At 61.0% G+C, this 14,448-nt stretch carries 15 protein-coding genes and 1 tRNA gene; 8 read left to right on the top strand and 8 right to left on the bottom strand.

All coding sequences use genetic code 11. The features are described 5' to 3' along the window. Positions 1–37 precede the first annotated feature (37 nt). Positions 38–490: a GatB/YqeY domain-containing protein gene (locus tag ACFOGH_RS08260; RefSeq protein WP_380072595.1), complete on the top strand. Its 453-nt coding sequence runs from the start codon at positions 38–40 to the stop codon at positions 488–490. Here ACFOGH_RS08260 and ACFOGH_RS08255 read toward each other — a convergent pair. The 4 genes from ACFOGH_RS08255 to ctaD all read right to left on the bottom strand — a co-directional run bounded on the left by ACFOGH_RS08255 (position 487) and on the right by ctaD (position 4,432). Next, positions 487–1,308, bottom strand: coding sequence for a hypothetical protein (locus tag ACFOGH_RS08255; protein ID WP_380072594.1), 822 nt, complete (start codon positions 1,306–1,308; stop codon positions 487–489). The two genes, ACFOGH_RS08260 and ACFOGH_RS08255, sit on opposite strands and share 4 nt — an antisense overlap. 410 nt (positions 1,309–1,718) lie before the next feature. Next, positions 1,719–2,099 carry a VOC family protein gene (locus ACFOGH_RS08250; protein ID WP_380072593.1) on the bottom strand — a complete coding sequence of 127 codons (381 nt, stop codon included), beginning with the start codon at positions 2,097–2,099 and terminating at the stop codon, positions 1,719–1,721. A 39-nt stretch (positions 2,100–2,138) separates the two neighbouring features. Continuing rightward, positions 2,139–2,627: a DUF2244 domain-containing protein gene (locus ACFOGH_RS08245; RefSeq protein ID WP_380072592.1), complete on the bottom strand. Its 489-nt coding sequence runs from the start codon at positions 2,625–2,627 to the stop codon at positions 2,139–2,141. Between the two features lie 134 nt (positions 2,628–2,761). Beyond that, entirely contained in the window at positions 2,762–4,432 is a 1,671-nt protein-coding gene (gene ctaD / locus ACFOGH_RS08240) for a cytochrome c oxidase subunit I (protein WP_380072591.1), read from the bottom strand. 365 nt (positions 4,433–4,797) lie between these two features. Between ctaD and ACFOGH_RS08235 the strand changes: the two genes are divergently transcribed. Next, positions 4,798–4,986, top strand: coding sequence for a hypothetical protein (locus tag ACFOGH_RS08235; RefSeq protein ID WP_380072590.1), 189 nt, complete (start codon positions 4,798–4,800; stop codon positions 4,984–4,986). Positions 4,987–5,054: 68 nt separating this feature from the next. Here the strand turns inward: ACFOGH_RS08235 and lipB are convergent, their stop codons facing one another. Beyond that, positions 5,055–5,813 carry a lipoyl(octanoyl) transferase LipB gene (gene lipB / locus ACFOGH_RS08230; protein ID WP_380072589.1) on the bottom strand — a complete coding sequence of 253 codons (759 nt, stop codon included), beginning with the start codon at positions 5,811–5,813 and terminating at the stop codon, positions 5,055–5,057. 65 nt (positions 5,814–5,878) lie between these two features. On the opposite strand from lipB, the gene ACFOGH_RS08225 reads away from it, so the two are divergent. From ACFOGH_RS08225 to speB, 6 genes are all read left to right on the top strand, one after another. Further along, a tRNA-Leu gene (locus ACFOGH_RS08225) sits at positions 5,879–5,965 on the top strand. A 375-nt stretch (positions 5,966–6,340) separates the two neighbouring features. After that, the gene (locus ACFOGH_RS08220; protein ID WP_380072588.1) at positions 6,341–7,444 is read left to right on the top strand and encodes an ABC transporter ATP-binding protein; all 1,104 of its coding nucleotides are present in this window, start codon (positions 6,341–6,343) and stop codon (positions 7,442–7,444) included. Between the two features lie 72 nt (positions 7,445–7,516). Next, positions 7,517–8,587 carry an ABC transporter substrate-binding protein gene (locus tag ACFOGH_RS08215; RefSeq protein WP_380072587.1) on the top strand — a complete coding sequence of 357 codons (1,071 nt, stop codon included), beginning with the start codon at positions 7,517–7,519 and terminating at the stop codon, positions 8,585–8,587. Positions 8,588–8,691: 104 nt separating this feature from the next. Further along, a complete protein-coding gene (locus ACFOGH_RS08210; RefSeq protein ID WP_380072586.1) occupies positions 8,692–9,948 on the top strand; it encodes an ABC transporter permease in 1,257 nt (418 codons plus the stop codon). A 10-nt stretch (positions 9,949–9,958) separates the two neighbouring features. Further along, positions 9,959–10,933, top strand: coding sequence for an ABC transporter permease (locus ACFOGH_RS08205; protein WP_380072585.1), 975 nt, complete (start codon positions 9,959–9,961; stop codon positions 10,931–10,933). Positions 10,934–10,942: 9 nt separating this feature from the next. Next, positions 10,943–11,899 (top strand): agmatinase, encoded by a 957-nt coding sequence (gene speB, locus ACFOGH_RS08200; protein WP_380072584.1) that lies wholly within the window; start codon positions 10,943–10,945, stop codon positions 11,897–11,899. A 6-nt stretch (positions 11,900–11,905) separates the two neighbouring features. Here the strand turns inward: speB and ACFOGH_RS08195 are convergent, their stop codons facing one another. Genes ACFOGH_RS08195 through ACFOGH_RS08185 form a run of 3 tightly spaced genes read right to left on the bottom strand, consistent with a single transcriptional unit; the run spans position 11,906 to position 14,444 of the window. Further along, the gene (locus ACFOGH_RS08195; RefSeq protein ID WP_380072583.1) at positions 11,906–12,847 is read right to left on the bottom strand and encodes an AEC family transporter; all 942 of its coding nucleotides are present in this window, start codon (positions 12,845–12,847) and stop codon (positions 11,906–11,908) included. Continuing rightward, positions 12,844–13,650: an MBL fold metallo-hydrolase gene (locus tag ACFOGH_RS08190; RefSeq protein WP_380072582.1), complete on the bottom strand. Its 807-nt coding sequence runs from the start codon at positions 13,648–13,650 to the stop codon at positions 12,844–12,846. The genes ACFOGH_RS08195 and ACFOGH_RS08190 overlap by 4 nt, the downstream gene beginning before the upstream one ends. After that, complete coding sequence (locus ACFOGH_RS08185) at positions 13,650–14,444, bottom strand: TatD family hydrolase (RefSeq protein WP_380072581.1); 795 nt, start codon at positions 14,442–14,444, stop codon at positions 13,650–13,652. The genes ACFOGH_RS08190 and ACFOGH_RS08185 overlap by 1 nt, the downstream gene beginning before the upstream one ends. Positions 14,445–14,448: the final 4 nt, after the last annotated feature.

The raw sequence follows: 14,448 nt of genomic DNA, 5'->3' as shown, positions 1-14,448 counted from the left end.
CGTGTATGGTCGCGCAGAGTTCAAAGGAGTGCGGAAGATGGAGTTGCGCGAGCGGGTGCAGGCGGCGGTGAAAGAGGCGATGAAGGCCAAGCAGGCTGATCGGCTGTCGACGCTGCGGATGATCTCTTCTGCCATCAAGGATCGTGAGATCGCAGCCCGCGGTGAGGGTGGCGAGGTCGGCGAGAACGACATTCTGGCGCTGCTGGGCAAGATGGTAAAGCAACGTCAGGAATCCGCCAAAGCCTATGCCGCGGGCGCGCGCCCCGAGCTGGAGGCCAAGGAATTGGCCGAAATCGCGGTGATCAACGAATTCCTGCCGCAGCAGGTGACGGGGGCCGAGCTGGACGCAGCCATTGCCGCGGCGGTGGCCGAAGCGGGGGCCACCAGCATCAAGGATATGGGCCGCGTCATGGCTGTCTTGAAAGCCAAATACACCGGCATGATGGATTTCGGGGCTGTTGGCGCGCTGATCAAGCAGAAGCTGGGCTAACGCGGCATCCTGTCCATCGCGATCCGCAGGCGGGTGCGTTGGCCGAGGTTGCTGAGCCGCACGGGGTCGATGCGGGCGCGGATATTTCGGGCCTCAATCGGGTTGCTTACACCGCCCATCAAGCCCTCCATCGCGCGCAGATCGTCGTCGCTGACCCAGCCGTTCATCAGGATTTCCAGCCCGCGCAGGCGGACGGCATCGTTCAGGGCCTGTATCTGCAACGCGTTGTGGTTGCTGACCCAAGCGCGCACCTCGTCATCGTCGTCCATGCCCCATTCGGACGGCTGGGTTTCGTTGGCAAGATCGAGCGCGTTTTGCAGGCTGAGCGTGCCGCCAACTGCGCCCATCAGGTTGGTTTCATAGCCCGGATGCGCCGGGGTCGAGCGCTGGCCGCCGTTCTGGCCAGCGGCGCGACTTTCGGCGGTTTCGGCGTAGCGGTCGTTCAGGCCAAGCACATGGCCGAATTCATGGGCGGCGGTCCAAGTGTAGGCACCGGCCTCGCGGTTGTTCAACTGCATCGGGCGGGCGGAATCACCCATCTTCACGTTCGACGGTGCTGGCATGTTCAAAATCTCGATCTGCAACACCCGACCGGGATCGCCCGAGGCGCGGTGGGTGACGACGATGTTGCAGGAGAAATCCACCGCACCAATGCGCAGGGTCCAGGCGTTGTTGATGGTGTTCTGAATTTGCGTGGCGCGTTGCACGTTGGCTTCGGGCCCCCAAACCTCGGCACGGCCGACGATGCTGAGGGTGGAGCCTGCCAGATCAACGGTGATGCCGGGGGCGGGTTGGAAACGACGGGGAGGCTGTGCCATGGGAAATCCTTGCTGGTGCTAAAAACGCGGTTGAATTTGAGGACGAGAAATGTGGCTTCGGGTGCGGTGATGACGGAATGTCGGGGCGTGCGTGAGGTCTGAAAATTCTTTCCCAGCTGGGATGGACTTGTGTTGAAAGGGCGTTTCTACGCCGTTTTGCACAATATGTTGTGGTTTCAGCGCATTAACCCTGTTTCGCTGCATTCTGAAAACAAGATTGGGTCGGTTTGCGTATCAGAAAACTCCGTTCTTATGGGATGCGGTGCGCCTTGGGTTTGGCACGACAATCAGCCTGTGAAAAATCAAATCGGGTAAGGTCAGTCGTAATAACGTCTTATGCTAGCCGCTCGGTTTGACCGCGCAATGATTCTTGCGCGGCCTTTGATGCGGTGCTGGGGGCGGGCAGGGGATCAGCCGACGGGGGTGCAAATCTCGATCAGCGTGCCTTCCGGCGCGCGCACATAGGCGAGCGTCTGCCCCCACGGCATTTCGGTGATCGGCTTGACCGGTTCTGCCCCGGCCGCAACGGCGCGGGCAAGGGCGGCGGCGACATCATCGGTCTCGAACGCCAGTTCATAGGATGGTTTGGCGGGGGGCGTGGTGGCGACCTCTTTGCCAATGGTGGCCATCAGGGCATGCGAGGAAAACGCAAGCTTGGTGCTGCCGGTCAGCAATTCGCCATAGTCGCCGCCTTCGTGCAGAAAGCCGATCTCAAAGCCGAAGGCGGCTTGGTAGAAGTTCAGCGTATCGGGCACCGAGGCGACATAGAGAATGGTGTAGCGGTAGATCATGGCTGGCCCCTTGGTTGGCAAGGCCCAAGATTGCGGCGCTTAGCGCAGGGCTGCAAGGCGCTTTCGCAGATCAATGTCGAGTGCGACGCGGTCTTCGGGCGGCAGGAAGGCGCCCAGCTCTACCTCGCGGCTGTTGCCGGTCAGGGTCAGATAGTCGGGCACCGGGCCTTTGGTCTTGTGCAGGTTGACGCGGACCCAATGCGGGTTGGCTTTCCAGGTTTGCACCTTGCCGCGGGGGCCGTGGCGGGTGAGGGTGATCTGGGTTTCCGTTAGGGCCAGGTCTTCCAGGATTTCGCCATCCTTGTAGCTGCGGTTCAGCGCCCACCAGATACCCGCGATGGCGGCGATCAGAAATGGCAGCAGGCCCCACAACACCGGCGAGCCGATCAACACCAGCAAGGGCAGGGCGATCAGCGCAGCGGTGCCGCCGATGAACCACACCATGCCGCGCCGGGGGAGTGAGCGGTAGGGCCAAAGGTGCAGGCGTTGGGTGTCATCGCCAGAGGGGGGGAGCCATTCGTAGGGCATGGGAACAACCAGAACAGGGTAGGAAAGCATGGGCGAATGTAGGGTGTTGCCCTGCCAAATCCAGTGAGAAATCGTCACCGCAAAAACAAAAAGCCCCGCATCGCTGCGGGGCTTCTTTCATTTCCATCCGTGGCTTAGTGGCCGCGGTTGTGGTCCCAATCGCTCTGCTTGGGCAGCTGCTCGAACGTGTGCTCAGGCGGCGGGCAGGGCAGGGTCCATTCCAGCGTGTCGGCGTATTCGTTCCAGTAGTTGTTCTCGGTCACGCGTTTGCCCCACAGCAGGCTGTAGAACACCACACCGATGAAGAACACGAACGAGGCGAAGGACAGGAAAGCCCCCATCGACGAGACGTAGTTCCAGTAGGCATAAGCCTCGGGGTAGTCGATGTAGCGGCGCGGCATCCCCTGACGGCCCAGGAAGTGCTGCGGGAAGAAGGTGACGTTCGCACCGATGAACATCATCCAGAAGTGCAGCTTGCCTGCCCATTCCGGGTACTGACGGCCCGACATCTTGCCGAACCAGAAGTAGATGCCGGCGAAGATCCCGAACACAGCGCCCAGCGACATCACGTAGTGGAAGTGCGCGATGACGTAGTAGGTGTCGTGATAGGCGCGGTCCACTGGGGCTTGGCTGAGAACGATCCCGGTCACGCCACCGACGGTGAACAGGAACAGGAAGCCGAACGCCCAGAGCATCGGGGTTTTCATCTCGATCGAGCCGCCCCACATGGTGGCGATCCAACTGAAGATCTTGATGCCGGTCGGCACCGCGATGACCATGGTGGCCAGCATGAAGTAGCTTTGCTGGCTCAGCGACATACCGACGGTGTACATGTGGTGCGCCCACACGACAAAGCCCAGCACGCCGATGGCGACCATTGCGTAAACCATCGGCAGGTAACCGAAGATCGGTTTGCGCGAGAAGGTCGAGATCACCTGGCTGATGATACCGAAGGCCGGGATCACGATGATATACACTTCCGGGTGGCCGAAGAACCACAGGATGTGTTGATACAGGATCGGGTCGCCTCCGCCCGAGGGATCAAAGAACGTGGTCCCGAAGTTGCGGTCGGTCAGCAGCATGGTGATCGCACCGGCCAGAACCGGCAAGCTCAGCAGGATCAGCCAGGCGGTGACGAAGATCGACCAGCCGAACAGCGGCACTTTGTGCAGGGTCATGCCCGGCGTGCGCATGTTCAGGAAGGTGGTGATCATGTTGATCGCACCGAGGATGGACGAGGCACCCGACAAGTGGACTGCGAAAATCGCGAGGTCCATCGAATAGCCGCTCTCACGCGTCGACAGCGGCGGGTAAAGCACCCAGCCCACGCCTGCGCCCAACTGGTCTTCACCACCCGGCGCGAACAGCGATGCCACGGCCAGCGAGGTGCCCGCCACATACATCCAGTAAGACAGGTTGTTCATCCGCGGGAACGCCATATCCGGCGCGCCGATCTGCAGCGGCATGAAGTAGTTGCCGAAACCGCCGAACAGCGCCGGAATCACCACGAAGAACATCATCAGGATGCCGTGCGCGGTGACGGTCGCGTTCCAGACGTGGCCGTTGGGGGTACATTCACGGGCGGCGTCTGCGACAAAGCGCATCCCCTCCATGCACATGTACTGCACACCCGGCTCCATCAGCTCAAGCCGCATGTAAACCGTGAAAATCACCGAAATCAGGCCAACGAGGCCCGAGGTGAACAGATAGAGGATCCCGATATCCTTATGGTTCGTTGACATGAACCAGCGGGTGAAGAACCCGCGCGTCTCATGGTCGTGGCCATGGATGGCTGCGTCGGCCATTGGCGTCTCCCGTTGTCGTTGCATTCTTGCCCGCGCATGGGATGACCATGCCGGATTACAAGACGTATCTAGATTGAGCCTTGGGGCAGGGCAATGTCAGAGTTTGATCTGTATCAAGAAAATCTTGCAGCTGCGTGTATTTCGACGCGGCGGGGATCAGCCTTCTGCCCAATAGTGGCTTTGGTGGGCGGCGTGCTTTGCCAGATCACATTCTGGCAGGCCAGAGGTGCGGCACAGACCTTGGTCCTATCCTGTGCGCCGAGATGGCCAGACTTCGGGCCCTGTGTTGTCAATGCTTTACGCGGCTAGCTGTGGCTATGGAAGCTGACGTTTTGTGGCTTCGCAAACCTTTGAAAGGATATTGCGTGAAACTGTTGTCTCTGGCGGCCGCCGCCATCCTGCTGAGCCTGTCTGTCACACCGCTGACAGGTGTCGCGCAGGCCAAAGCCATCGCCGCCCCAGTCGATATGTCGCAGCCCGACTTTGGGCGTAAAAGCGGGCGTTGTCCGGGCGGTGAGATTCGCTTCTTTGTGCCGGGATGCAGTGGCGTCTGAACATTGCGATAGGGCGCGGCGCGGGGGGCGGCGGGGGGCTGTGCCCCCCGGCTTTTTGCAGGGCGCTGTCAGTCGAAGGCGCGCGGAAAGCAGCGGATCAACGCCGCGTCGAGATCGGCCATTGTGACCGGCAGCCCCAGATCGACCAGGCTTGTCACGCCATGATCGGTGATGCCGCAGGGCACAATGCCGGAAAAATGCGACAGGTCCGGCTCGACATTGATCGAGATGCCGTGAAATGACACCCAGCGGCGCAGCTTGACCCCGATCGCGGCGATCTTGTCTTCGCGCGGGGTGCCATCGGCGTTGGCGGGCAGATCGGGCCGCACGACCCATACCCCGACCCGGCCTGCGCGCCGTTCGCCCTTGACGTTGAACTCGGCCAGCGTGGCGATCACCCAGTTTTCCAAGGCGCAGACAAATTTGCGCACATCGCGGCCACGCTGGTTCAGATCAAGCATGGCATAGGCCACGCGCTGGCCGGGGCCGTGATAGGTATATTGGCCACCGCGCCCTGCGTCGAACACGGGGAATCGATGCGGGTCGGTCAGATCGTCGATCTTGGCCGAGGTGCCGGCGGTATAAAGCGGGGGATGCTCAAGCAGCCAGATCGCCTCGGGCGCTTGGCCGGCTGCAATCGCGGCGGCGCGGGCTTCCATCGCGGCCAAGGTTTCGGCATAGGGCGCAAGGCCCGCAATATGCTGCCAGTCAACCTTGGTCATCGCCGCGCTCCTGTCTCGTTCCGCCGTTCCTTGCGCAGAAATGGCCCGCGCGCCCTGCGATTGCAACGGTGAACGGGCGAATGGCGCGCCAAGCGCGGCATCCATGCAGAATCCCCCTTTTCATCCCTGCGCCTTGCCGCTAAACAGCCGCCATCCCGAGGCCCTGTCGTGCGGATGTGGCGGAATTGGTAGACGCGCAGCGTTGAGGTCGCTGTTCTTTAATCGGAGTGAAAGTTCGAGTCTTTTCATCCGCACCACTGGACCTCGGGTTGGTTAGAGCAGCGCTCGCCAACCCGTTTTCATTTTCAACTTAGCCTAAATAATCGGCAGCGTGTCGCATTTGTCCGCAGAGGGGCGATTCCGCGCAAGCATGGCAGAATCAGTTAGCGCCCAACATTGGATAGATTCCTGTGCTGAAAATCTGTTTCCTCGCACCAGTGCCAGCCGATCCGACTGCCACAAGCTTCATCAACTGCCGTTCTAAGCAGCAAACAGGGCGCAAAATGCCCGATTGAACCGGTTTGCCCGTGCAACCTTCCGGCATCGCAATCGGGAATTGCCTTCTGCTAGGCCCTTGCCGTAAGCGTATAGCACAAGCGCAGGAAAACTGCCGGACACATGGGGAGATTGGCGTGGTTGCAACCAGCCCGAACGACGCTTTCGTCGCTTTTGAGCACGTTCAGAAAAGCTATGACGGCGTGTCATTGGTCGTTAAAGACCTGAACCTGTCGATTGGTAAAGGTGAGTTTCTGACCATGCTGGGGCCGTCGGGCTCGGGCAAGACCACCTGCCTGATGATGCTGGCAGGGTTTGAAACTGCGACGCATGGCCGGATCATGCTGGACGGCACCAACATCAACGAAGTGCCGCCGCACAAGCGTGGCATCGGCATGGTGTTTCAGAATTACGCGCTGTTCCCGCATATGACGGTGGGCGAAAACCTGTCGTTCCCGCTGGAAGTGCGCGGCATGGCCAAGTCTGAGCGTGAGGCCAAGGTCAAGCGCGCGCTGGACATGGTGCAGATGTATAGCTTCATCAATCGCCGCCCCGCGCAGCTTTCGGGCGGTCAGCAGCAGCGGATCGCTTTGGCGCGGGCGTTGGTGTTTGATCCGTCACTGGTGTTGATGGATGAGCCGTTGGGTGCGCTGGACAAGCAGTTGCGCGAGCATATGCAGTTTGAAATCAAGCATTTGCACGAAAGCCTTGGCATCACCGTGGTCTATGTGACGCATGATCAGGGCGAAGCCTTGACGATGAGCGACCGCGTGGCGGTGTTCAACGATGGCCGCATCCAGCAGCTTGCCAGCCCGTCTGATCTGTATGAGCGCCCTGACAACAGTTTCGTGGCGCAGTTCATCGGCGAGAACAACAAGCTGCCCGGCACGATTGAAGAATTGAACGGCGACAAGGCTTTGGTGCGTCTGGCGACGGGCGAGCTGATTGACGCGACCGCCGTCAACATCAAGGAAAAGGGCCAGAAAACCTTGGTCTCGATCCGGCCCGAGCGGGTGGAATTCAAGCCCGAGATGATGCCCGCGGGTGCCCATACCATCGACGCCGAGGTGATCGAGGTGATTTACATGGGCGATATCCTGCGCGCAGTATTGCGGGTTGCGGGATCGGATGATTTCGTGATGAAAATGCGCAATACCCTGTCGCAGACTCGTCTGACAGCAGGGCAAAAGATCAAGGTTGGCTGGCATCCGCAGGATGCCCGTGCGCTTGATCCAATGTGATCCCCCGCAAAGGGGCCGGCTGCAGGGACGCAGCCACTTAACAAACGTCCTTATCCAACCTGGGAGACCTCGATGAAGAAACTTCTCGTTCTGTCCACCGCGCTGACCAGCCTTGCATTTGCCGCGCAGGCCGATGTGACGGTGATGTCGTGGGGTGGCGCTTACGGTGCTGCGCAAACCGAAGCACACGTCAAGCCGTTCACCGCGAAAACCGGCATCGCAGCCACGATGACCGACAGCGACAACCCCGCCACCCCGATCAAAGCCATGGTCGAGGCTGGCAACGTCACCGTTGACGTGGCTTCCGTGGAATATGCCGACGCCATCCGTCTGTGCGACGAAGGCGTGCTGGAGCCGATCGACCCGGCAGCTTTGCCTGCTGGCGCTGATGGCACCCCGGTTGCAGACGATTTCCTGCCCGGCGCTTTGACCGATTGCGGCGTGTCCACCGATATCTGGGCAACCGTTTTCGCCTATGACACCACCAAGTTCCCCGAAGGCCCGAAAACCGCGGCTGACTTCTTCGATCTGACCAAGTTCCCCGGCAAGCGCGGCCTGCACAAGGGCGCCAAAGCCGTTCTGGAATTTGCGCTGATGGCGGATGGCGTGGCACCTGCTGACGTTTATACCACCTTGGGCACCCCTGAAGGTGTGGACCGTGCGTTTGCCAAGCTCGACACCATCAAAAAAGACGTGGTGTGGTGGGAAGCTGGCGCGCAGCCGCCGCAACTGTTGGCTGACGGCGAAGTCGCGATGACGAGCGCCTACAATGGCCGGATTTTCAACGCCGCTATCGGCGAGGGCAAGCCGTTCCAGATCGTCTGGGATGCGCAAATCTTCGAAAACGAAATGTATGTGATCCCGAAGGGCGCACCGAACAAGGACGAGGCGTTGCAGTTCATCGCCTATGCCACCTCGACCGAAGGTATGCAGGCGCAAGCCACGCAGATCTCGTATGGCCCGGCCCGTCACTCGGCCAACGCCACGCCGATCATGTATAAGGATGGCAAGACCCTGATGGGTCCGAACGTGCCGACCGCACCGGAAAACATGGCGAACGCGCTGCCGTCGTCGTTTGAATTCTGGGTCGACCATGACGCAGAGCTGAACGACCGCTTCAACGCATGGCTTGCGGCAAACTGATCTGATCTCCGGGCGCGGTGTTGCGCCGCGCCCGGTTTTCCCCGCTTTTTCCCTTCCCGCTTGGTCCTGACAGCCCGACGGCTGCGCGACTGCAAGGATGACTCATGGTTGATCTGACCTCTGCCCCTGACCTGCTGCGCACCGCAGACGGACGGCCCTTGAAATCCGCGCTGGCGGCAGCGCAACGCAAAGCCAAATGGCGCGCGTTCTTTCTGGTGTTGCCGCTGCTGGCGTTCGTGGTGCTGACCTTCATCGTGCCGATCCTGAAAATGTTGGAACGCTCGGTCAATCATGATGGCTTTTCCGCCAATGCGCCGGCGATGGTGGCATGGTTCAACGCGAACCCGGCGAGTGGCGATATTCCAGAGGAGGCTTATGCCGCTTTGGTCACAGACCTGAAGCAGATGCAAAAGGACAAGACCGCAGGGGCTGCGGGCACGCGGATCAACTACACCGTTCCCGGCACGATTTCGGTGTTCAAATCTGCTGCACGCGCTGCCGAAAAGATGACACCGCCCTACAAGGATGCGTTGATCGCCAGCAACAAGATGTGGGCCGATCCGCTGGTCTGGGTGGCGATGCGCAATGCGTCATCCGCCTACACCTCTGATTTCTATATGGTTTCGGCGGATATGCAGCGCGACGCCAATGGCGATATGGTGCGGGTTGAGGAAAACCAGCGCATCTATGTCTATCTGTTCCTGAAAACCTTCGCGCTGTCGATCGTGATCACCGTGGCCTGTCTGCTGCTGGCCTTTCCGATCGCGCATCTGCTGGCGGTGCTGCCGATGGCGAAGTCGAACCTGCTGATGATCCTGGTGCTGTTGCCGTTCTGGACATCGCTGCTGGTGCGGACAAGTTCGTGGATCGCCATTCTGCAAGAGCAGGGCATCATCAACGATCTGATGGTCTGGATCGGGGCGTTCAGCGAGGATGGCCGCATCCGCATGATCTATAACCAGACCGGCACGATCATCGTGATGACGCATATTCTGCTGCCGTTCATGGTGCTGCCACTCTATTCGGTGATGCGGGTGATCCCGCCCAGCTATGCCCGTGCCGCCCGTTCGCTGGGCGCGACAAGCTGGACCACGTTCCGCCGCATCTATCTGCCGCAAACCCTGCCGGGCATCGCTGCTGGGTCACTGTTGGTGTTCATTCTGGCGGTTGGCTACTACATCACCCCGGCCTTGGTCGGTGGCGCTGATGGGCAACTGATCTCGAACCTGATCAGCTTTCACATGAACAAGGCCAACTGGTCGATGGCGGCTGCCTTGGCGGCGATCCTGCTGGCCGCCGTGCTGATCCTGTATTGGCTTTATGATCGCCTAATTGGCATCGACCGTCTGAAACTCGGCTGAGGAGACACACATGGCCCTTCCCGTCTATGCCTCACCGCTGGAGCGCGTCTGGTATTACACCTTCCGCGTGTTGTGCGCGCTGATCTTCCTGTTTCTGGTCGCCCCGATCCTGATCGTCATTCCGCTGTCGTTCAACGTCGAGCCGTATTTCTCGTTCACCCACAAGATGTTGGCGCTGGACCCGTCGGGCTATTCCTTGCGCTGGTATGACACGCTGCTGACCCTGGGCGTAAACGCCCCGGACGACGCCGTGCGCGACAGCACTTGGTGGGGCCAGGTGTGGGAGCAAGCGACGTGGGTCAAGGCCGCGAAGAACTCGCTGTGGATCGGCATGTGGGCGACGATTTTGGCCACCGTGCTGGGCACCACCGCAGCGCTTGGGCTGTCGCGGCCCGAGATGCCCTATCGCCGCCTGATCATGGCGCTGCTGATCTCGCCGATGATCGTGCCGATCATCATCATCGGCACCGGGTTGTTCTTCTTCTACTCCAGCGCCTGCGTGTCGCCGGAGAGCTGGTTGGGCTGGGCCTTGTCGCCGGTGCTGTCGTCGAAAGGCTGCCTTGCCAACTCGCATCTTGGCATCATTCTGGCGCATGCCACCTTGGGCATCCCGTTTGTGATCATCACCGTTACCGCCACCCTGTCTGGCTTTGACCAATCGCTGATCCGTGCCAGTGCCAGCCTTGGTGCCAATCCGCGCACGACGTTTTTCAAGGTGATCATGCCGCTGATCCTGCCGGGCGTGATTTCGGGTGCGCTGTTTGCGTTCGTCACCTCGTTTGACGAAGTGGTTGCCGTGCTGTTCATCGCAGGCCCGGAACAGCAAACGATCCCGCGCCAGATGTGGAACGGTATCCGCGAAGCGATCAGCCCGGCGATCCTTGCCGTCGCGACCATCCTCGTGATCGTCTCGATTGCCATGCTGGCCACGGTTGAACTTCTGCGCCGCCGTTCGGAACGGCTGCGTGGCGTGACACCGCACTAGGAAGAGATCATGGCCAACAGCTACGACACCGGACGCCTTAATCTGCCCTTCGTCGGGATTTCGACCTTCGGCAAACGACCTTACGTTGAGGATTGGAGCAAGATCGACGCCGATGTGGCCGTGATGGGTGCGCCGTTTGACTTTGGCACCCAGTTTCGGGCGGGGGCGCGGTTTGGCCCGCGCTCGGTGCGCGAGGCGTCGACGCTGTTCAGCTTTGGCCATGCCGGGGCCTATGATCACGAGGATGACTGCACCTATCTGCCATCCTCGGTGCGGATCGTGGATATTGGCGATGCCGATATCATCCACACCGACACCGCGCGCAGCCATGCCAATATCAAGACCGGCGTGCAGGCGATGCTGGCAGCGGGGGCCTTGCCGGTGGTGATCGGCGGTGATCACTCGGTGAATATCCCGTGTATTGAGGCGTTTGAGGGGCAGGGAGATATCCATATCCTACAAATCGACGCTCACTTGGATTTCGTCGATGAGCGCCACGGCGTGCGGGTGGGGCATGGATCACCGATGCGGCGGGCGGCAGAGAAGCCTTGGGTCAAGGGGCTGACGCAAGTGGGAATCCGCAACGTGTCTTCTACCGCGCGCGAGGGGTATGAGGCTGCGCGTGCGATGGGGTCTGATATTCTGTCGGTGCGGCAGATGCGTGAACTTGGCGCGCAGGGCGTGATTGCGCGTATTCCAAAGGGCGCGCGGGTTTATGTGACGCTGGATATTGACGGCTTTTGCCCCTCGATTGCGCCGGGCACTGGCACGCCCAGCCATGGCGGGTTTCTCTATTACGAAGTGCTGGAGATGTTGCAGGAAGTGGCGAAGAACCACGAGGTTGTCGGCATGGATCTGGTCGAGGTCGCGCCGGATTACGACCCGACGCAATCCACCAGCATTCTGGCGGCGCAGATCTTGCTGAACTTCCTCGGCTTTATCTTCCATGCCCGCGCGGGCCAGTAGGCTGCGCTATGGCAGGATGTGCAGCCAGCCCCACGAGGTGAAGATCGACAGCCCGGTCGCCACCAGCACTGCCGTGGCGCTGATGCGTTTGCCGACGCCATACATGTTGGCGAACATATAGGCATTGACCCCCGGCGCCATCGCCGAGGTGACCGTGACCGAGCGTAAGCCGTTGGCATCCAAGCCAAAACCCCATCGCCCAAGGCTGTAGGCAATGCCGGGATGCAGCAGCAGCGAGGCAAAGCAGACCACGGCGATCAGCGCCTTGTCACCCGCCGGATGATAGCGCAGCAGCACACCGCCCAAGCCGAACAGGGCGGCGGGCAGGCCGGATTTCGCCATCATCTCGACCGCCGCCATCAGGAAGCCCGGCTGCGGCACGCCGCTGAGGTTCACGGCGAAGCCGATCATCAGGCCCACCACCAAGGGCTGGGTGAACACGCCGCGCAGCACCTGCCGGGCCAGATCGGCGTGGCTGCGGCTTTCCGCCTCGCGCGAGCGTGCCCATTCCATGAACACGATGCCAAAGGTATAGATCAGCGGCGCATGGATCGAGATGATCGCGAAATTCCCCGCCAGCGCCGCCGTGCCATAGGCGCGCTCGGTGATCGGCACGCCCAAGAGCAGAGAGTTGGAAAACGTGCAGGCAAAGCCGATCGCCACCGCATCGGTCAAGGGCCGCCCAAAGCCAAACCGCGCCACGCAAAAGCCAAAGGCGTAGCAGACCGCTGCCCCGGTGTAGAACGAGATCAGCAGGCCGGGCGCAAAGGCGGTGGCCAGATCAAGGTTGGCAACGTTCTTGAACAGCAGCACCGGCAGCGCGAAACTTTGGGCATAGCGCATCACGCCATCCACCGCCGTATCGCTGAACAGTTTTGCCCTTGCGGCCGCGTAGCCAAAGCCGATCAGCAGGAACACCGGCAGAATAACGTCGAGCAAGGCGCTCAAGCGACGTTCTCCAGCGTCAGCACCATGCCGTCAAAAGCAGGCACCACGTCTTTGGGCAACTCGCGCAGCAGCGTGTCGTAATCCATATCCAGATGCATATTGGTGATCACCGCTTGTGCAGGCCGCGCGCGGTTGATCCAATCGAGCGTCAGCGCCAGATGGGCGTGGGTTGGATGCGGCTTGCGGCGCAAGGCGTCGATGATCCAGCAATCGAGGCCATCAAGCTGCGGCCAGACCGCCTCGGGGATTGCGACCACATCGGGGATATAGGCGAGATTGCCGATGCGGAACCCCAAAGCCTCCATCGAGCCGTGATCGACCAGCATCGGGGTAAAGCGGAGCGGGCCTGCCGGGCCATCCACCTCGAACGGCACGTGTGCGATGCTGCGCAGATCCAGGATCGGCGGATAGGGCGAGCCTTCGGGTTGCACAAAGGCATAGGCAAAACGGGCCAGCAGCGCCTCTTGTGTCGGATGGTCGGCCCAGACGGTCAGGCGGCGGCGCATGTTGAACACGATCTGGCGCAGATCGTCGATGCCGTGGGTGTGATCGGCGTGCGAATGGGTGAACACCACACCGTCAAGTTCGCCGACGCCCGCATCCAGCAGTTGCTCGCGCATATCGGGCGAGGTGTCGATCAGCACGCGCGTCACCGCATCCCCCGCCAGCCGTTCAACCATCAGCGAGCAGCGGCGGCGGCGGTTCTTGCGGTTTGTCGGGTCGCAATCGCCCCAATCGCCACCCAGACGCGGCACGCCGCCTGACGAGCCGCAGCCCAGAATGGTAAAGCGCAACGTTGCCATTATGCGGCCACCTTGCGGGCGGCGCGGGTGAACAGGCGGTCAAAATTGGCAGTGGTGGCGGCGGCAAATTCGGCCTCGGTCACGCCAAAGATGCCCGCGCCGATCTTGGCAGTGAAGGCGGTATAGGCAGGCTCATTCCGCCTGCCGCGATGCGGTGGCGGGGCCAGATAGGGGCTGTCGGTCTCCAGCAAGATCCGGTCCAGCGGCGCGCGCGAAAAGATGTCGCGCAATTCCTGCGATTTCGGGAAGGTGGCGACGCCGGACATCGAGAGATAAAACCCCATCTCGAGTGCCGCGCGGCCCAAAGCCTCACCCGAGGAAAAGCAGTGCATGACGCAAGAATAGCTTTTGCGGGCCATGCCTTCGGCCAGGATGCGCGCCATATCATCATCCGCTGCGCGGGCGTGGATGATCAGCGGCAAGCCGGTTTCCTGTGCGGCCTCGATATGGATGCGCAGGGATTTCTTTTGAATTTCAGCGGACTCAGCCGTGTAGTGATAGTCCAGCCCGGTCTCGCCAATGCCGACAAACTTCGGGTCGGCTGCCAGCGCCACCAGATCGGCGACCGAAACCGGAGGATGTTCGGCGGCACTCATCGGATGGATGCCTGCTGCGTAGAACACTGATGGATAGGCTGCCACAATGGCGCGGACCTGGGGCAGGTTGTGCAGCTTGGTGCAGATTGTCACCATGCGGCTGACGCCTGCGGCATGGGCGCGGGCGATGACCTCGGGCAGATCGGTGAAATCGGGGAAGTCCAGATGGCAATGGCTGTCAACAATCTCAAAAGCCATCGCG

Source organism: Cypionkella sinensis (genome assembly GCF_042646385.1).
Taxonomy (GTDB): Bacteria; Pseudomonadota; Alphaproteobacteria; order Rhodobacterales; family Rhodobacteraceae; genus Cypionkella; species Cypionkella sinensis.
Note: the sequence above shows the minus strand (reverse complement) of the source record. Positions and strands in the feature narration are given on the sequence as shown.